Raw genomic sequence first — 19,219 nt, 5'->3', positions numbered from 1 at the left:
CTGAAGACCTGGGGGTTATCCGCCCAGCAGGCGAAGGTTAATTCCAGATCAGGGCACTAGCATCGGCCACAATCCTGGTCTATCGACGGGGGATGATTAAAGCGCGGACCGCCAAATTCCAGATCGGACAGGTCGTGCGCCACCGGATCTTCTCGTTCCGGGGCGTGATCTTCGACATCGATCCGGAATTCAACAACACCGAGGAGTGGTGGCTGTCCATTCCCGAGGAGGTGCGGCCCCACAAGGACCAGCCGTTCTACCACCTGCTCGCGGAGAACGCGGAGTCCGAGTACGTCGCCTACGTCTCCGAGCAGAACCTGGTGCCGGATGATTCCGGCGAGCCGATCCGGCATTCCCAGGTCGCCGAGATCTTCATCAAGAACAAGGACGGCGGTTATCGCCCGCGCAATCCGTCGCTGAACTGAGGTTTCGCCGCACACCAGCGGCCAGCAAAAAAGGCGCTCTTGCGAGCGCCTTTTTCATGTCCGGGATTCGAGCCCGATTACTTCTGGCCGGCCGGCGCGGCGCCGGGGGCACCACCGCCCTGCTCGAGCTTCTTGCGCTGCTCGTCGGCCTTCTTCTGAAGCTCTTCCTGGAGCTTCTTCTGGGTTTCCTCGAACACCTTCGGATCGGTCGGCGGACCGTCATAGGCCTTCTGGAATTCGCCGGCGAGCGGCAGCGGCAGGGTCAGCGGCGCGCCGTTGGCGTTGATTGCCTGAACAACGAGGTTCTGGCCCTTCTTCATGCTGTTGATGAGCTCGGGCGTGGCCTCGTAGTCCGACATGCAGCCGTTCTGGAAGCAGATCACGTAGGGCTGCTGCAGCGGCGCGTTGCCGTCCACGATGATGCGGGTGCCGTGCACGAGCTGCATGCCGAGCGGCAGCGTCACGCGCAGGATCTTCTTCGGCTCGCCTTCCGGCTCGATGATGACGGCGGCGATGACCGGCTGGCCCGACTCGATGCGGCCGTCCTTGCCGGTAAAGCAGACCTGCTTGGCGTTGGCGTCCTGGCCCTTGAGGCAGAACTTGGTCCAGGGGGCGTAGATCAGCTGGATCTGCTGGTCAGCCGGCTGAGCCGCGCCCTGCTGCGCAGGGGCGCCTGCGGCCGGAGCCTGCTGTGCGGGCGCCTGGGCGGCCGGAGCGGGAGCCTTGGGGGCAGCCTTGGGAGCCGCCTTCGGAGCCGGGGCCGCCTTGGGCGCGGCGGGCGCACCGGGGGCCGGCGCCGGGGTCTGGGCCTCGGCAGCAAACGGAACGACCAATGCCGTCGCCGTCAACAGGGCGAGAACTCGCCCGCGCGGCCGGACGGACGCGGCCAAATAACGGAAATTCATTGCAGAAAACCCTTTCTGAACGGGAAGCGCCCGAACCGCTCCGAAGCACCGAACCAAGCCGCCTTGGGCGCGGCTCTCTCCCCGTCAATTGAGGCAGATAAGTGACGGGCTCGACGCTCTTGCGCGATCGGGTGCCTTCTTAGCGTGGCCGACGAAAAGATCAATGCCGACAACCATGTTTGGCCACATCCGCAGGCGCGTCCGGTCAAATTCCCTGTGATAGGATTCAGGCCCGCCGGTCCTCGAATCAACGTGTGCCGATGTTCATGTTCCAGCGCCTCTTCGAGGGCCCCGGTCTCCGCCTCTGCGTCATCGCCTTCGCGCTTGTGGCCGGGCTGCCGGCAGGCCCTGCGCGGGCCGAGGAAGCCCATGCCATCGCCATGCACGGCAAGCCGGCGATGCCCCCCGATTTCACCCACATGCCCTACGTCAACCCTGACGCCCGCAAGGGCGGCCGGCTGACCTGGGGCATTCTCGGAACCTTTGACAGCCTCAATCCCTTCATTGTGAAGGGATTGGCGGTGCAGCCGGTTCGCAACTATGTGGTCGAGAGCCTGCTCGCCCGCGGCCAGGACGAGCCGTTCACGCTGTACGGCCTGCTCGCCCGGACCGTCGAGACCGACGACGAGCGGTCCTTCGTGACGTTCCATATCGATCCGCGCGCGCGCTTCTCCGACGGCAAGCAGGTCACGGCCGAGGACGTGCTGTTCTCCTGGCAGCTGCTGCGCGACCACGGCCGTCCCAATCACCGGCAATATTACAGCAAGGTCGCGAAGGCCGAGGCGCCCGATCCCCTCACCGTCCGCTTCGACCTCGCAGGCGCCAACGACCGCGAGCTTCCGCTGATCCTCGGCCTGATGCCGATCCTGCCGAAGCACGCGGTCGACGTTGCGACCTTCGAGGAGACGTCGCTGGCGGCGCCGGTCGCCTCCGGCCCCTATCGCGTCACCGCCGTGAAACCGGGCGCTAGCGTCACGCTGACGCGCAATCCGGATTATTGGGGGCGCGATCTCGCCATCAATCGCGGGCTCTACAATTTCGACGAGATCAGGCTCGACTATTTTCGCGAGGCGAACGGCCAGTTCGAGGCGTTCAAGCGCGGCCTCTACGATTTCCGCGTCGAGCACGAACCGCTGCGCTGGCACGACGGCTACGATTTTCCGGCCGCCAGAAGCGGCGAGGTGATCCGCGACACCGTCAAGCCCGGCGTGCCGCAGCCGTCCGAATTCCTGGTCTTCAACACCCGCCGTCCGGTCTTCGCCGACATCAGGGTGCGGAAGGCCCTGACGCTGTTGTTCGACTTCGAGCTGGTCAACCGCAACTACTTCTTTGGCCTCTATTCGCGCGTCGCCGGCTATTTCGCCGGCTCGGACCTGTCGGCCTATGGCAAGCCCGCCGATGCGCGCGAGCGCGAGTTGCTAAAACCCTTCGCCGCGCAGATCCCGTCCGACATCATGGAGGGCAGCTACCGCCTGCCCGTGACCGATGGTTCGGGCCGCGACCGCACGACGCTGCGCGCTGCGCTCAAGCTGCTGGCGGAGGCCGGCTACGATCTCGACGGCACCGTGCTGCGCAACCGCACGACCAAGGCGCCATTCGCCTTCGAGATCCTGGTCACCACCCGCGACCAGGAACGCATCGCGCTCGCCTTCCAGCGCGACCTCAAGCGCGCCGGCATCGAGGCCAGCGTGCGCGCGGTGGACCCCGTGCAATTCGACCAGCGCCGGCTCGGCTACGAGTTCGACATGATCCAGAACCGCTGGGACCAGTCGCTGTCGCCCGGCAACGAGCAGTATTTCTATTGGGGCAGCGCGGCCGCCGGCAATCCCGGCACCCGCAACTACATGGGCGCCAGGGATCCCGCCGTCGACGCCATGATCGGTGCCCTGCTCGAGGCCCGTGAACATACGGATTTCGTCTCGGCGGTGCGCGCGCTCGACCGCGCCCTGATCGCGGGCTTCTACACAATCCCGCTGTTTAACGTATCCGAGCAATGGATCGCGCGTTGGAATCGGATAGAACGGCCAAAGACTACCGCGTTGTCCGGCTACCTGCCGGAGACCTGGTGGTCGAAGGGTGAGCCTCAAGCGACGCAAACGAAGTGACGCCGTGAACCAGCAAGCCGTATCGCCGACGCTCGACACGCTGTTTCAGCGCACGCTGATGCGGCAGCCGCATGCGGCCGCCCTGCTCGATCCGCTCAACAAGGCGCGCATCACCGGGCATCAGCCGCGGCGGATGAGCTATGCCGAGGCCGATACCGCCATCGAGGCGCTGTCGGCCCATTTCGTCGAATCGGGCCTGCCGGCCAATTCCGTCATCGCGATCCAGCTCCCCAACACGGTCGAGTTCGTGCTCACCGTGCTTGCCGCCCATCGCGCCGGCCTCGTCGTCGCCGTGCTGCCGCTGCTGTGGCGGCACGCGGAGCTGACCGCGGCGCTGAACCGCACGGCGGCGCGTGCCATCGTCACCATGAGCACGGTCGACGGCGTCAGCTATGCCGACCTCGCGATGCACGCCGCGGCCGAGGCCTTCTCGATCCGCCACGTCTTCGGCTTCGGAGCCAATCTGCCCGAAGGAATGGCCTCGCTCGACGACGTCCTGGCGCGCCCGCCGGGCACCACGCGCGCCGTGATCCAGGACGGCCGCAAGGCGGCGATGATCTCCTTCGACGTCACGGCGGAGGGCTTTCGCCCGGTGCCGCGGCCGCATTTCAGCCTGATCGCCGGCGCTCTGGCGATGTCGCTCGAAGCCGACATCAAGCAGGGCGCGACCGTGATGGCGGCGTTCACGCCGATGTCGTTTGCGGGCCTCGCCTCCTCGCTCGGGGTGTGGCTGCTGTCGGGCGGCACGCTGGCGCTGCATCATCCGTTCGAGAACGACGTGCTGGAGCAACAGATCAACGAGCACGAATGCGAGGTGCTGATCGCGCCGGCGCAACTCGCGCTCCGGCTCGGCGATTCCGATCTCGCGGCGCGGTTGCCGAGCTTGCGCAACGTCGTCGGCCTGTGGCGCGCGCCGGAGCAGGTCGCGGCAAGCGACGCCTGGATCGCGCCGCATGCGCCGCTCACCGACATCTACCTGTTCGGCGAGGCCGGACTGTTCGGCGCCCGCCGCGGCGAGGACGGCATGCCGGTGCCTGTCATGCCGGGACCGCACGGTGCGCCGCGCGAACAGGCGGGATCCTCGATCGCCGGCGAGATCCTGCTGACGCCGAAGGGCACGCTCGGGCTGCGCGGGGCGATGGTGCCGATCGCGGCTTATGCTCCGCCGCAGCCGGTCGGCGAGACGCTGACGGCGCAGCCGCCGCGCGACTATGTCGACACCGGCTATGCCGCGCGGCTCGACCGGCCGAGCGGGGCGATCTGCATCACCGCACCGCCCTCCGGCATCATGGCGGTCGGCGGCTACCGTTTCCTCTCCAACGACCTGCAGGAATGGGCGCGCCGGCTCGGCCAGGGTGCCCTGCTCACCGCGCTGCCCGACCGGCTCTCGGGGCACCGGCTGGCAGGACGGGCCCAGGACAATGCCCGCGCCCGCGAGGCGCTCAGCGAGCTCGGGCTTAACCCTCTGATGGTCGAGGCTTTTCGTGACCGCTCCGGGCCGGCCTGAGCGCAGTTTCGCCGGTTCCATTGACGCCGCATTAAGGCGACCGGACTAGATTGCGCGACACCTGTTGCGCGAGTCAGAGTTTCCGAATGTCCCAGGCGGGCCCGATCCTGTTTGTGTCCAATGCCGAGCGCCCCGCCTTCGTTGCGGCGCTGGATGAGGCCCGGCTCTTCCCCGTGATCGACACCGACTGGGCCAGCGCAGCGCGCGCGGTCGAGCAGGTGCAGCCGGCCGCGGTGCTCGCCGCGATGCAAGGCGGGCACGAGCCGTATCTGGCGCCGCTCGCCAGGAAGATCGCTGACCAATCGCCTTACCTGCCCTTCGTGGCCCTGGATGCGCCGGGGGCACTGCCGCCCAACGCCCTGCCCTTCGCCTCGCGCGGCGGCCAGCCCGACCGCCTGAGCGCGCGGCTGCGCGCCGCGCTCCGCGTCCGCACCCTGCATTCGACCATGCTGCGCCGGCTGCCCGAGGCGAAGGTCGCGCTGCCCGAGGGCGACCCGTCGCGCGATGCCACCGTGCTGCTGATCGGCCGCGGTGCGGCCTATCCCGCCCTCTCCGTCGCGCTCGGCGAGCGCGTCGGCGTGGTCGGCGCGCTCTCGATCGAGGCCGCGGCCAAGCATCTCAACACCCGCGACATTGACGGCGTCGTGCTCGCCGAAGGGTTCACCGCGCGCGTGACCGACGCCTTCCTGACGGTGCTCGCCGAGGACACCCGCTTCCGCACCCTGCCCGTCGTCGTCACCGCGCACCAGCTGGTGCAGAGCTACGACCTGCCCAATCTCGAGCTGATCGTGGGCGAACCGGCGAAGGTCGCCGCCAATGCGCTGCCGCTGATCCGCCAGCACGCGATGGAAGCGCAACTGAGCCGCACGCTGCGTTCGATCGACGCCGGCGGCTGGCTCGACCCGCGCAGCGGCCTCCTGACGACGGAAGCCTTCGCCCGCGACTTCGCCAAGGCGGTCGAGCAGGCGCTCGCCCGCGGCGGCGGCCTGTCGGTGGCACGCTTCGCCTTCGATCCCAACAATCCCCGCGCCCAGCTCGATGCCGCGCGCATCCTCAGCCGCCTGATGCGGCAGATGGATTTTGGCGCAGCACAGAAGGATGGTTCGGTTATCGTCGTGTTTGCGGAAACCGACTTCCGCACGGCGCACATGATCGCCCGGCGTTTGTCGGCGGTGATGCGGCACACCTCGAACGGCAAGCACGAGATGCGCAGCGATCCCGTGGTCAGCGTGGACTCGCTGTCGCCGTCGGATACGGCAAGGTCGCTGCTGGCCCGGCTGTCGGCTGACGCGTCGAGGGCGGCGTCGTAACCCCAAGCTCGCTGCCGTAGGGTGGGCAAAGGCGCGCGGCGCCCTACCCACCATCTTCAACAACGACGAAAGCCGTGGGCACGCTTCGCTTTGCCCACCCTACGGCAGTGCGCGCTAGCCGTTGCCCTTTGTTACCGGTTGCGCGCTGGTCGCCAGAGCAGGCGCAGGAGCGGCCAGGAGAAAGCCAACGGTCTCGTTCAGAAGCTCGTGGGCGCGGTCGACGATGTCGTCGAGCGAGATCGTCTTGGCGAACATGCGCTGGGCTTCGGCCAGCAGCTGCTCGCGCGTCGGCATGCTGGCGAGGCGCAGATCGGCGTGGTGCTGCAACTGAACAAGCGTATCCCGCACCGACAATTCGGTCTCGTGGATCGACGTCCTGATCGCGTGCGCGATGTGCTCAGGGTTGAAGCGGGCCGCGAGCTGCTCGGCCGCCTGCTTGACCGCGCGCGATCCCAGCCGATGCTCGTTGCGCAGGACCAGCTTGGGCGGCGTCTTCAAATCCCGGACGATGCCGAGCCACGACAGGACCACCAGGATGTAATAGGTCAGATCGATCTCATACCAGTAGAAGCCTTGCCGCGCGCTGGCCTGATAGGCGTGATGGTTGTTGTGCCAGCCTTCGCCCATGGTGAAGAGCGCGAGCAGCCAGTTGTTGCGGGAGTCGTCGCCGGTCACATAGCGCTTGCGTCCGTGAACATGCGCGAGCGAGTTGATGCAGAACGTGGCGTGATACACCAGCACGGTGCTCCAGAGGAATCCGACCACGAGCCCCGACCAGCCGGCGACGAGGAAGCAGAGGCCCGCGAGCACGAACGCCGGCAGCAGCTCCAGCCGGTGCAGCCACATCAGCTCGGGATAGGACGCGAGGTCCGAGACCTTCACGAGGTCGGTTGCATCGTGCTGACGGTAGAAGATCCAGCTGACATGGCTGTAGAGGAAGCCCTTGTGCCGGGGCGAATGCACGTCATGCGCCGTGTCGGAATGAAGATGATGGTGCCGATGCTTGGCGGCCCACCACAGCACGCTCTTCTGGGCGCTGCTCTGGGCCAGGAAAGCCAGGATGAACTGAAACACCCGGCTGGTCGCGTAGGAGCGATGCGAGAAGTAGCGATGATAGCCGGCCGTGATCCCGAACATGCGCAGCCAGTACAGGGCCACACAGATCGTCACGGCCTGCCACGAGATACCTGACCAGATCGCCGCGAAGCATCCCGCGTGAACCAGGACAAACGGCAGGACCTGAGGATACATGACGTCGTCGTGCTCGTCGTCATTGTCCGGGCCTGAACCGATATTGATAGACACGCTTGCGACCTCATCAGTTTCAGTTGGGCGGGTACAAAAAACCCGCGGCCGGTAAACCAGTCGCGGGGCGCACGAACCAGAAGCTCCATGAACGGGCCGATTCGTTTCGGCCCGAGCTCGATGGATCGAACATGGCTGTTGCTCGATCATTCCGCAAGTGGCCATATGTCGCTGTAATTGTGTCCAAATACCTCTTCAGCGGCCCAGGAGAGCCTCTACGCCGCCTTCTTGCTCTCGGCGAGCTGCGCCAGCTGCCGCATGATCTCGGTGGTTCCGGCCAGCCGCTCCTCTGGCGTCTCCCAGTCCTGTAAAAATACCACCTTCATGTCGGGCCGCACCTTGGCGGCCTGGCCGTAGCTGCGGATGAAGGTGACGAGGCGATCGGGATAGGCGAAGGAATTGTCGCGGAAGACGATGACGGCTCCCTTCGGGCCGGCGTCGATCTTCTCGACATTGGCCCGGCGGCAGAACGCCTTGATCGCGGCGACCTTGAACAGGTAGCGCACCTCGTCCGGCAGCACGCCGAAGCGGTCGCGCATCTCGGCGCCGAAGTTCTCGATTTCCTCCTCGGTGTCGAGATCGGCGAGACGCCGGTACAGCGACAGCCGCACCGAGAGATCGCTGACGTAATCCTCCGGAATGAGCACGGGCATGCCGATGGTGATCGACGGCGACCAGCGGTCGGCCGCGGGCTCGGACACGCCGGCCTTGAGATTGACGATCGCCTCCTCCAGCATCGATTGATAGAGCTCGAAGCCGACCTCCTTGATGTGGCCCGACTGCTCCTCGCCGAGCAGATTGCCGGCGCCGCGGATGTCGAGGTCGTGCGATGCGAGCTGGAAGCCTGCCCCCAGCGTCTCCAGCGATTGCAGCACGGTGAGCCGGCGCTCGGCCTGCGCCGTGATCTTCTGCTGCGCCGGCAGCGTGAACAGTGCGTAGGCCCGTAGCTTGGAGCGGCCGACGCGACCGCGGAGCTGGTAGAGCTGGGCGAGACCGAACATGTCGGCGCGGTGCACGATCAGCGTGTTGGCGTTGGGGATGTCGAGGCCGGACTCCACGATCGTGGTGGACAAGAGGATGTCGAACTTGCCGTCGTAGAACGCGGTCATGATGTCCTCGATCACGGCGGGCGGCATCTGGCCGTGCGCGACCGCGACCTTCATCTCCGGCACGTTCTTGTCGAGGAAGTCCTTGACCTCGGCGAGGTCGTCGATGCGCGGCACCACGTAGAACGCCTGGCCGCCGCGATAGCGCTCGCGCAGCAGCGCCTCGCGGATCATCAGCGGATCGTGCGGGGCGACGAAGGTGCGGACCGCCAGGCGATCGACGGGGGGCGATGCGATGATCGAGAGCTCGCGCACGCCGGTCAGCGCCAGCTGCAGCGTGCGCGGGATCGGCGTTGCCGACAGCGTCAGCACGTGCACCTCGGAGCGCAGCGCCTTCAGCCGCTCCTTGTGGGTGACGCCGAAATGCTGCTCCTCGTCGACGATGACGAGGCCGAGATCGCGGAACTTGATGGCTTTCCCCAGCAACGCATGCGTGCCGACGACGATGTCCACCGACCCGTCTGCGATGCCCTTCTTGACCTGGTTCAGCTCCTTGGTTGCGATCAGGCGCGAGGCCTGCGCCACGTTCACCGGAAAGCCCTTGAAACGCTCGGTGAAGGTCTTTGCATGCTGGCGCGCCAAAAGCGTGGTCGGGACCACGACCGCGACCTGCTTGCCTTCGAGCGCAACGGCAAACGCGGCGCGGAGCGCCACCTCGGTCTTGCCGAAGCCGACGTCGCCGCAGATCAGGCGGTCCATGGGTCGGCCGAGCTCGAGATCCTTCAGGGTGGATTCGATCGCGCCGAGCTGGTCCTCGGTCTCGTCATAGGGGAAGCGCGCACAGAACTCGTCGTAGAGACCCTGCTGCACCGGAAGCTTGGGCGCTTCGTGCAGATGGCGCGCGGCAGCGATCTTGATCAGCTCGCCCGCGATCTCGCGGATGCGGTTCTTCAGCTTCGCTTTGCGGGTCTGCCAGCCGGAGCCGCCGAGGCGATCGAGCTCGACCGTGGTCTGGTCGGAGCCGTAGCGCGACAGCAGCTCGATGTTCTCGACCGGCAGGAACAGCTTGGTCTCGGCGGCGTAATGCAGCTCGAGGCAGTCGTGCGGCGCGCCGGCAACGTCCAGCGTCTGCAGGCCGATGAAGCGGCCGATGCCGTGATCGACATGGACGACGATGTCGCCGGCGGTGAGGCTCGTCACCTCCGAGATGAAATTGTCGAGCTTGCGGCTCGCCTTGCGCGGCCGCACCAGGCGGTCGCCCAGAATGTCCTGCTCGCTGATCAGCGCGATCTCGTCGGTCTCGAAACCGCTCTCGAGGCCGAGTACGGCGAGCATGGTCTCGTTGCGCGGGGTCGCCTGCACCGTCCGCCAGGAATTGACGCTGGTGGTGTGGGTCAGCTTGTGGTCGCGCAACATCGAGGTCATGCGGTCGCGCGAGCCTTCGCTCCAGAGCGCGATCACGACCTTCTTGCGCTGGGCCTGCAGTGCCATCACGTGGCTGACGACGGACTCGAACACGTTGACGGTGGAGTCGTTGCGCTCCGGCGCGAAATCGCGGCCCTTGCGCGCGCCGGCATCGACGACGCTGATGCCGTCGGTCGGCACCGAGAATGCCGTCAGCCGCGCCAGCGGAATGTCGCCGAGGCGCTTGGTCCATTCCGCGTCGGTCAGATAGAGCCGGTCCGGGGGCAGCGGCTTGTAGATGGCGCCGCCGCCGGGATGCTCCATCGCATCGCGCCTGGCCTCGTAATAGTCCTGGATCTGCTTGAAGCGCTCGCGGACCGCGTCCTCGGCCTGCGGCTCGATCGCGACGACTGCCCCTTGCAGATAGTCGAACAGCGTGTCCATGCGGTCCTGGAACAGCGGCAGCCAGTGCTCCATGCCGGGATGGCGGCGGCCCTCGCTGACGGCCTCGTACAGCGCATCATCGCGCTCGGGCGCGCCGAACTCGGCGACATAGCCCATGCGGAAACGGCGGATGGTGTCGGTGACGAGCTGGAATTCGGAGACCGGCACCAGATCGAGCGAGCGCATGTCGAGCATCGTGCGCTGGGTCTCGGCATCGAAGGAGCGGATCGATTCCAGGCTGTCGCCGAAGAAGTCGAAGCGGACCGGCTGCTCGAGGCCGGCGGGAAACAGGTCGAGGATGCCGCCGCGCACGGCGTATTCGCCGGGCTCGCGCACGGTCGAGGAGCGGTTGTAGCCGTTGTGCTCCAGCCAGGCGACGACGGTGTCCATCGGCACCACATTGCCCGGGGCAACCGACAGCGCCTGCGCCGCGACCAGCTCGCGCGCGGGCACGCGCTGCACCACGGCGTTCACCGTGGTCAGCACGATCAGCGGCTTGTCGCTGCCGGTGAGCGGGGCCAGCCGCGCCAGCGTGGTCAGGCGCTGGGCGAGGATGCCGCCATGCGGCGAGACGCGGTCATAGGGCTGGCAGTCCCAGGCCGGGAAGGTCAGCACCGGCAGATCGGGCGAAAAGAACCGCAGCGCGCGTTCGAGCTGCTGCATGCGCGCGCCGTCGCGGCAGACCACGGCAAGGCTGACGGCCGGCTTCTTCGGCCGCGCCGCGATCGCCCGCGCCAGATCGGAGACGACGAGGCCTTCCGCGCCCTCGGCCACATTGGCAAGCGTCACCGCGCGGCCGGGCGTGAGCAGCTCGGCCGGCGACTTCATCCCCGTTTTCATAGATTGCCGTCCGTAATCGGGAACGCCTTGATGCGGGCAAACAGCGCGCCGGTGACGTCGGCCGGCAGCACCTTGTCGCCGGTGATGGCGGCATAGAGATCGGGATCGTTGACCTCGAGCAGGGTCTCGAGCTCGGTCAGCTCCGCGTCGGACAGGTTGCCGATCTCGGCATCGGCGAAGCGGCCGAGGATCAGGTCCATCTCGCGCGTGCCGCGGTGCCAGCAGCGGAACAGAAGCCGCTTGCGGCGCTCGTCCAGCCCGCTGCTCGATCGTGTCGTTCCCGTCATGTCTCAAATCCAGTCAAACGCAGAAAGCCCGGACGTGCCGGGCGGGGCTGATATAGCCATTGGGACCGCCGGTGTCAGCCCTTTGTTTTTGCAATTGTTTGGGGACCGTCATTGCCGGGCTTGACCCGGCAATCCATCCTCCTTGAAAAGATGGATGCGCGGGTCGAGCCCGCGCATGACGAATGTTGCGAGAATGCGCCCCAGCCTGCTCAATCCGCTGTTTGCCCTCGTGACCAGCCTGGCCGGCGTCGGTCCGAAGCAGGACAAGCTGCTGCAATACCTGCTCAGCCGGAGCGAGACGCCGCGGCTGGTCGACCTCTTGCTGCATCTGCCGAGCCAGGTCATCGACCGCCGGTCCCGGCCGAAGATCCGCGACGCCGCGCAGGGAACCATGGTGACGCTGGAGGTGACCGTCGACCGCCACCGCCCGCCCCCGCCGCGCAACGCGCGCGCGCCGTATCTGGTCTATGCCAGCGACGATACCGGCGACCTCGTGCTGACCTTCTTCCGCGCCAAGCCCGGCTATGTCGAGAAGCTGCTGCCCGTCGGCGAGAAGCGCTACGTCTCGGGCACGCTGCAGATGTATGACGGCATCCCACAGATCGTGCATCCCGACCGCGTGCTGGATGAGGAGGCGATCTCGAAACTCTCCGGCATCGACCCGGTCTATCCGCTGACGGAGGGCCTCGCGCTCGGCTCGCTCCGCCGCGCGATCACGCAGGCGCTGCAGAAGCTGCCCGCCTTGCCGGAATGGATCAGCCCCGAAGTGATGCGCCGCTGCCACTTCCCGCCAATCGCGGAAGCCCTCACCCGCGTGCACCAGCCGGTCGAGCTCACCGACATCCTGCCCGACCGGCCGTTCTGGTCCCGCCTCGCCTTCGACGAGCTCTTGGCCGGACAGCTCGCACTCGCCCTGATCCGCGCGCAACTGCGCCGCCCCGCCGGCGTGCGCAATGCCGGCGACGGGCATCTGCGCCACAAGATCATCGACGCCCTGCCCTATGCATTGACCACCTCCCAGCGCGACGCGGCAGCAGCGATCGCCAACGATCTGCAACAGCCGGTGCGCATGCTGCGCCTGCTCCAGGGCGACGTCGGCTCGGGCAAGACGGTCGTGGCGCTGCTCGCGGCTGCCGCGGTGGCCGAGGTCGGCAAGCAGGCCGCGCTGATGGCCCCGACCGAGATCCTCGCGCGCCAGCACATCAAGACCATCGCCCCGCTCGCCGAGCGCGCCGGCCTGCGCGTGGCGATCCTCACCGGCCGCGAAAAGGGCAAGGAGCGGCGCGAGATCATCGCCCAGCTCGCCGAGGGCGAGATCGATCTCCTGGTCGGCACCCACGCACTGATCCAGGACGATGTGATCTTCAAAGACCTCGCGCTTGCCATCGTCGACGAGCAGCACCGCTTTGGCGTGCGCGAGCGGCTGGCGCTGACCTCCAAGGGCGAAGCCGTCGACGTGCTGGTGCTGAGCGCAACGCCGATCCCGCGCACGCTGGTGCTGACCTATTTCGGCGACATGGACATTTCCGAGCTGCGCGAAAAGCCCGCGGGACGCCAGCCGATCGACACCCGCGCCGTGCCGATCAGCCGGATCAGCGAGGTCATGGAAGGTGTCGGCCGTGCGCTCGAAGCCGGCAAGCTGGTCTACTGGATCTGCCCGCTGGTCGAGGAATCCGAGGCCGAGGGCACCGAGCACCTCACCAACGCGACCAAGCGTTTCGAGAGCCTGCAGAAGCGTTTTGGCGACCGCGTCGGCCTCGTCCACGGCCAGATGAAGGGCACCGAGAAGGACCGCGTGATGGGCCAGTTCGCCGCCCACGAGATCGGGCTGCTGGTCGCGACCACGGTGGTCGAGGTCGGCGTCGACGTGCCGGCCGCCACCATCATGGTGATCGAGAACGCCGAGCGGTTCGGCCTTGCCCAGCTCCACCAGCTGCGCGGCCGCATCGGGCGCGGCTCGGAGGCCTCGACCTGCATCCTGCTCTACGGCGAGCCGCTCGGCGAAATGTCGAAAGCGCGCTTGAAGGTGATCCGCGAGACCACCGACGGCTTCCGCATCGCCGAGGAAGATTTGAAGCTGCGCGGCGAAGGCGACGTGCTCGGCGTCCGCCAGAGCGGCCTGCCCGGCTATCGCATCGCGCGCTCGGAGGTCCACGGCCAGCTCATCACCCAGGCGAGAGACGAGGCGCTGCGCATCCTCAAGGACGATCCCAAGCTGAAGGGCGAGCGCGGCGAGGCGCTGCGCTGCCTCCTGTATCTCTACGAACGGGACGAGGCGATCCCGCTGATCGGCGCGGGTTGATCGGACCGCGTTCGGAACAAAGGTTCCGGCAGCAGGTTCCATCACATCGCATGTTGCTCGCCGCGGCCGAGCCGGTACCTTGAAGGAATCAATTGCGAGATCAGCCTCGCCAATGGGGTGAGCGACAGGTGCGAGGTTTGGGGAGTCGAAGAAGGGGTTGGTTCAGGCGGTCGCTGCTGACCTGGCCTGTTTCCGCATATCTGCTGCTGCTGGCCATCACCACCGCCGTCCCGGTCACGGCCTGTGCGGCCTTTCTCGCCTACCATTTCGTCGCCGAATCCTCCCAGCTCACCAAGGCCGAGTACGAGGACAGGCTGCGCCTCATGCGCAACGCCGCCGACCTGCGCATCGCAAACATCATCGACGACCTGCAGGTCCTCGCCCTGTCGCCTTCACTGGCGCAGGGCCGGTTTGCGGAGTTCAGGGAGCATGCCGTGCAGGCGGTCAAGCTGATCGGGGGCGTCGCCATCGTGCTCTATGCCCCCGATGGTCAGCAGATCGCGAATACGCGCCTCGAGCTCGATGCCCCCTTGCCCAAGCGCACCGAATTCGACGTCGAGCGCCGGGCGATCGAGACCGGCCGCCCGCAAGTGTCCGGCCTGCAGCGGGCCGTGGTCGACGGTCAACCGATCGTCACGATCGCCGTTCCGGTCCGTATCGGCGGCGAGATCCGTTACGCGCTCAACATCGGACTGTCGACGCGATACCTTTCATCGATGATGGATGAATATGTCTCCGCCGGAATGGTGGGCAGCATCATCGATGCGAACGGACTGCTTCTGGCGAGGCGCCCGTTGCTCGATGGCGACGATCTGGTGGGACAGCCGACCATTCCTGCGGTCATGGCCCAACTCGGAAAGCCGTCCGCCTGGTGGATCGAGGCGGTGTCGCGGACCGGCGTTCCCACCTACACCTCGCTGCTGCGATCCAACCAGAGCAGCTGGTCGATCAACCTTGCCGTTCCACGCGACGTCATCGACGGCCCATTGCACCGGACGGTCGAATGGATCGTCGCGCTGACGGCGTTCACGCTCGTCCTCGGATTGGCGCTGGCACGCCTGATCTCCCGGCGCTTCCTGGCCGAATTCTCCGATCTCGAACGATATGTCGCAGGTCTGCGTTCCGGTGCTGCCGAGCCTAAGCTGGGCGCAATCAGCGAAGTCAACCGGATGAAGAAGGTGCTCTATCATGTTGGAAGCGAGCTCGCCGGCGCGCTGAAGCAGCAGAAGGCGCTGCTGGACGAAATCAATCACCGGGTCAAGAACACGCTCGGCACCGTCCAGTCGATCGCGCGGCTGTCGCGTGCGAGTTCAAGCGACCTCAACGAGTACGCGGCCGCATTCGAGGGCCGGCTGTTGGCGCTGTCGCAGGCCTACAATCTCCTCACCGAAAACAACTGGGTCGGCGTCAGCCTGGAGTCCATCGTCAGGCAGACCCTGGCACCCTATGCCGGTCCCGAACGTCTCGACATCGACGGCCCCGATCTTCTGCTGCCGCCAAAGGTCACATTGGCGATCTCCGCCGCGCTGCAGGAGCTCAGCACCAACGCGGCCAAATATGGCGCGTTCTCGGTCCCGTCGGGCAAGCTGCAGATTTCCTGGACGGTGGACGAGACCGGTCTGGTTCGCCTGTCCTGGACGGAACGGGACGGTCCGCTGGTCCACAAGCCCACGCGCCGCGGCTTCGGGACCAAGATGATCACCGGCATGTTTGCCGGCGAGACCGGCTGGTCCGTGAATCTGGACTTCAATCCCGGCGGGCTTCGCTGCGTCATGCAGTTCTGGTCGCGCGACCAGGTCGACGGGGATCTGCCGCTGATGGAAGCAAGCTAGGCGTTGCCCGGCACAATATCGCCGTGTCCGCGGATGGCGGGCTAGCCTGCGGCCCTCCGACGCCCGATCTCGTAGGCCGCCACATGCGCGCGGGCGAGATCCAGCAGCGGCGTGTCGATGCCGAGCGCGCGGGCGCGATTGGCCATGTCGCCGAGGATGTGCTCCGCTTCGGTGATCGAGCCGCGCTCGATGTCGCGCAGCATCGAGGCCTTGAGCGGCGAATCCAGCGTGGTGAAGAGCTTGCGGTCGAACTCGATGAACGGCGCGCGCGGCTCGAAACCCGACGCCGTTGCGACGGCGCAGCATTCGGCGAACAGGCGGAAAATGGACTGCTCGCCGTTCGGCACGGCCAGGATGTCGCCGATGCTCGCGCGCATCAGGCAGGTGATGCCGGCCAGCGTCGAGAGCTGGACGAATTTCTCCCACATGTCCTGCATGATTGCTTCGCTGGCGCGCACGTCGATGCCGGGAACCTGGAGCAGCGCCTCCAGCGCGAGCGCACGCTCGCTCAGGGCGCCCGCGGTCTCGCCGAAGACAATCGTCTGATTGGCCATGAACTGGACGACGCGGCCATCCGCATCGAGGCCCGCGCTGACATTGGCGAGCCCGCCAAGGACGCGCGCGGCGCCGAACCGCCCAATGAGCGCGTCGATATGTTTCAATCCGTTCAGGATCGGCAGGATCATCGTGTTGGGGCCGACCGCGGGCGCAAACTGGTTCATCGCGTCATCGAGCGAGTAGGCCTTCACGCCGGCGAGCACGACGTCGAACGGCTCCCTGAGATCGCCGGCCACAACCAGCTTCGGCTCTACGGCGAAGTCGCCATGCGGGCTTGCGACCTGCAGTCCATTCCGCTGCAATTGCCCTGCCCGCGCCGGCCGCACCAGGAAGGTCACGTCGCGGCCCGCCCGGACCAGGCAAGCTCCGTAGTAGCCGCCAAGCGCGCCTGCGCCGATCACGAGCACTCTCATTCGAACTCCCACTGCAGTAGAATTGCTGCCGCTGAGACATTAGCAGACGAGCCTCGCTCCGTCTCCTGGCCGTCATTGCGAGCGCAGCGAGGCAATCCAGACTGCCTCCGCGGAAAGAGTCCGGATTGCTTCGCTGCGCTCGCAATGACGACTAGTTCAGGCGGCTTGCCCTTTCGCCGCGACCGACTTCGTGCAACCCTCCCGCCATGCGCCGGATCATCGTGGTTGGCTCACAAGGCAGCGGAAAGACGAGCCTTGCTCGCAAGCTTGGGCAGAAGCTTGGGCTGCCGGTGGTGCATCTCGACGTCCTCTATTGGCAACCGGGCTGGACACCATCCGACAAGGCAGGCTTTCGGACGCGCGTCGCAGAGGCGATCGCGGGCGATGCATGGGTCGTCGACGGCAGCTTCTCGGGGCTGGCGTTCGATCTCACGATCGCACGTGCCGATGTTCTCGTCGTCATCGACCGCCCGCGCTGGGTCTGCCAGTGGCGCATCCTCTGGCGCTCGGCCTTCGATCGCGACACGGCTCGCCCCGATCTGCCCGAGGGATGTCCGGAACAGTTCGACTGGAAACTGATGAAGGAGGCCTGGCGCTACGACGTCGAGCGCGTGCCTGACATCGAAGCCGAGCGCATCCAACATGGCCCCGATGTCCCGGTCCTGCGCCTGAGACGCGACCGGGACATCCAGGGCTTTCTGGAGTCCGTCTCGATAGACGGCGAGTGAGACCTGACGATCAGGATTTCTTCTGCGCGATACCCGCGGAAAACGCCTTCAGCAGCTCCGCATCCACCGCCTCGCCCTTTGCGTCTGCGGCCAGATGCTCGAACCAGCGCGCGAAGCCTTCGTAGATCTGGCTGGCCGGATGGTCGGCGCCGAGGAAGCCGGAAATCTCCCGCATCTCCGCGACCCAGCGATAGGCTTTCGGGATCATGTCCGGCAACGCGACTTCGAGGCGGGCGAGGATCGCGGGCTGGCTGAGCGCGAGTTCGTCGCGCAGCGCATCCGCAGCGCCCGCTTTGGTGGCAGCGACGACCATGGCCGATCCGATGCCGGCGAGGCCCTTGACGATTCCGGCATAGGACATCTTCAACGCCGATGCCGCGCCGACCGGCCCTTCGACAATCCGCACGTCGAGGCCGAAATCCCGGAGCATCGCGATGTCCCCTGCGTACTCGCCGGACATGTAGAAGGCCGGGCTCTTGCCGCCTTTCTGCGGCGGGAAGCCGATGATGCCGCCATCGACGAACGGCGCCTGTGCCGAGCCGATGATCTCCTCGATCCTTTGCACGGTATCGACATTGACGGCGTTGCAATCGACCACGATCGGCTTCTTCTCGCGCCTGACGATCAGCGCCGCCAGCCGTTCGGCCAATGCGACCGCTTCGCCCGGCGGCACGATCGAGAGGATGATATCGGCGTCCGCGATCGCCTCGTCCTCGGCGCCGATCATGCCGGCATCCGCGGCGCGCTTTTGCGTCGCCTCGCTCCGCCCCTTCAGCGACGTCAGCACGCGCGCGCCGTTTTCGCTGAGACGGCGGGCGACGGCGCTGCCCATGGCGCCGGGCGCGAGGATCGCAATGGTCTTTGACATCGTGCACTCCAGATCGAACTTTGAGCGAGGCGCTCAATTCGACCGGAAGATTAGCAGAGGATGCGAGGCCTTGCGTGAACGCGGCCATCCCGCAGCGGAATGGCCCTACTCCACCTTCGCAGGCTGGGGCTGTTGCTGGAGCGTCGAGGCGTTGGCGATGCGCGCGGCATTGGCCATGCCCGCGAGCGCCGCAGCCTTCTTCGGGTCGGGCGCCGAGCCCGGCTGCACCACGCCGGCCGACATGATCAGCGTCGCGGCGTCCTCGGCGGTGAGGTCGACCTCGATGATCTTGCTTCTGGGCACGTAGAAGAAGAAGCCCGTGGTCGGGTTCGGCGAGCACGGCAGGAACACCGAGACATGCTCTTCCTGTCCCGGCAGGCTGCGAGCGATGTCCTCGCTCGGCGATTGCGAGATCAGCACGATCGACCACATGCCCGGCGAGGGAAACTCGACCAGCCCCACTTTGCGGAAGCTCGAGCCCTTGCCCGAGAACAGCGTCTCGAACACCTGCTTCAGGCCGCGATAGATGGCACGCACCGCCGGGATGCGGCCGAGGAAGGTCTCGCCGACATCGACCAGCGTCCGGCCGATCAGGTTCGCCGCGAGGAAACCGACCAGGGTCAGCGTGAAGAACGCGACAATCAGTCCCCAGCCAGGAACGCCGTAGGGCAGATAGGTCTCGGGACGATAAGCGAGTGGGACGAAGGGCCGCACCACGCCGTCGACCCAGGTGACGAACCACCAAACCAGATAGAGGGTGATCGCGATCGGCCCCGTCACCACGAGGCCGGTCAGGAAATAATTGCGGAAGCGGCCCATCAGCCCGGTATGCGGTTCCGGTGCGGGATCAAGCGGCGCAGGGACGTCGTCGCGGGTGGTCATTCGGGTTCCAGGTCGGTCGCAGCTGACAAGCTAGGGTCTTCTAGCAGGTTTTGGAAGA

General features: G+C 66.6%; 14 protein-coding genes. 7 read left to right on the top strand and 7 right to left on the bottom strand.

What is annotated here, in order from left to right; translation table 11 throughout:
• The first annotated feature begins 92 nt into the window (after positions 1 to 92).
• A complete protein-coding gene (gene hspQ / locus A7X65_RS06410; protein ID WP_063683435.1) occupies positions 93 to 425 on the top strand; it encodes a heat shock protein HspQ in 333 nt (110 codons plus the stop codon).
• Between the two features lie 77 nt (positions 426 to 502).
• Here hspQ and A7X65_RS06405 read toward each other — a convergent pair whose 3' ends face one another.
• Entirely contained in the window at positions 503 to 1,330 is an 828-nt protein-coding gene (locus A7X65_RS06405; RefSeq protein ID WP_063683434.1) for an invasion associated locus B family protein, read from the bottom strand.
• Between the two features lie 260 nt (positions 1,331 to 1,590).
• Here A7X65_RS06405 and A7X65_RS06400 point away from each other — a divergent pair, with 260 nt between their 5' ends.
• The 3 genes from A7X65_RS06400 (at position 1,591) to A7X65_RS06390 (ending at position 6,252) form a co-directional block, all read left to right on the top strand.
• Entirely contained in the window at positions 1,591 to 3,435 is a 1,845-nt protein-coding gene (locus A7X65_RS06400) for an extracellular solute-binding protein (protein WP_063683433.1), read from the top strand.
• A 4-nt stretch (positions 3,436 to 3,439) separates the two neighbouring features.
• Complete coding sequence (locus A7X65_RS06395; RefSeq protein ID WP_063683432.1) at positions 3,440 to 4,942, top strand: class I adenylate-forming enzyme family protein; 1,503 nt, start codon at positions 3,440 to 3,442, stop codon at positions 4,940 to 4,942.
• A gap of 86 nt (positions 4,943 to 5,028) precedes the next feature.
• Positions 5,029 to 6,252, top strand: a complete 1,224-nt coding sequence (locus A7X65_RS06390) for a hypothetical protein (protein WP_063683431.1) — start codon at positions 5,029 to 5,031, stop codon at positions 6,250 to 6,252.
• A 114-nt stretch (positions 6,253 to 6,366) separates the two neighbouring features.
• Here the strand turns inward: A7X65_RS06390 and A7X65_RS06385 are convergent, their stop codons facing one another.
• The 3 genes from A7X65_RS06385 to A7X65_RS06375 form a co-directional block, all read right to left on the bottom strand.
• The gene (locus A7X65_RS06385) at positions 6,367 to 7,503 is read right to left on the bottom strand and encodes an acyl-CoA desaturase (RefSeq protein WP_063683430.1); all 1,137 of its coding nucleotides are present in this window, start codon (positions 7,501 to 7,503) and stop codon (positions 6,367 to 6,369) included.
• A 269-nt stretch (positions 7,504 to 7,772) separates the two neighbouring features.
• On the bottom strand, positions 7,773 to 11,291 hold the full coding sequence (gene mfd / locus A7X65_RS06380) for a transcription-repair coupling factor (RefSeq protein WP_063683429.1): 3,519 nt from the start codon (positions 11,289 to 11,291) through the stop codon (positions 7,773 to 7,775).
• Positions 11,288 to 11,578, bottom strand: coding sequence for an FAD assembly factor SdhE (locus tag A7X65_RS06375; protein ID WP_063683428.1), 291 nt, complete (start codon positions 11,576 to 11,578; stop codon positions 11,288 to 11,290). Before A7X65_RS06375 ends, mfd begins: the two co-directional genes overlap by 4 nt.
• Positions 11,579 to 11,771: 193 nt before the next feature.
• On the opposite strand from A7X65_RS06375, the gene recG reads away from it, so the two are divergent.
• Complete coding sequence (recG, locus tag A7X65_RS06370; RefSeq protein ID WP_063683427.1) at positions 11,772 to 13,880, top strand: ATP-dependent DNA helicase RecG; 2,109 nt, start codon at positions 11,772 to 11,774, stop codon at positions 13,878 to 13,880.
• A 137-nt stretch (positions 13,881 to 14,017) separates the two neighbouring features.
• Positions 14,018 to 15,712, top strand: a complete 1,695-nt coding sequence (locus A7X65_RS06365; protein WP_063683426.1) for a sensor histidine kinase — start codon at positions 14,018 to 14,020, stop codon at positions 15,710 to 15,712.
• 41 nt (positions 15,713 to 15,753) lie between these two features.
• Here the strand turns inward: A7X65_RS06365 and panE are convergent, their stop codons facing one another.
• Entirely contained in the window at positions 15,754 to 16,683 is a 930-nt protein-coding gene (gene panE / locus A7X65_RS06360) for a 2-dehydropantoate 2-reductase (RefSeq protein ID WP_063683425.1), read from the bottom strand.
• A 206-nt stretch (positions 16,684 to 16,889) separates the two neighbouring features.
• Between panE and A7X65_RS06355 the strand changes: the two genes are divergently transcribed.
• Entirely contained in the window at positions 16,890 to 17,411 is a 522-nt protein-coding gene (locus A7X65_RS06355) for a P-loop NTPase family protein (RefSeq protein WP_063683424.1), read from the top strand.
• 10 nt (positions 17,412 to 17,421) lie between these two features.
• On the opposite strand, the gene A7X65_RS06350 is transcribed toward A7X65_RS06355, so the two are convergent.
• Positions 17,422 to 18,279, bottom strand: a complete 858-nt coding sequence (locus tag A7X65_RS06350; RefSeq protein WP_063683423.1) for an NAD(P)-dependent oxidoreductase — start codon at positions 18,277 to 18,279, stop codon at positions 17,422 to 17,424.
• Positions 18,280 to 18,384: 105 nt separating this feature from the next.
• Positions 18,385 to 19,161, bottom strand: a complete 777-nt coding sequence (locus A7X65_RS06345) for a DUF502 domain-containing protein (RefSeq protein ID WP_063683422.1) — start codon at positions 19,159 to 19,161, stop codon at positions 18,385 to 18,387.
• Between the last annotated feature and the right edge of the window lie 58 nt (positions 19,162 to 19,219).

Source organism: Bradyrhizobium stylosanthis (assembly GCF_001641335.1).
Taxonomy (GTDB): domain Bacteria; phylum Pseudomonadota; class Alphaproteobacteria; order Rhizobiales; family Xanthobacteraceae; genus Bradyrhizobium; species Bradyrhizobium stylosanthis.
The sequence above is the reverse complement of the archived record's forward strand: the minus strand, read 5'-3'. Positions and strand labels throughout refer to the sequence as shown.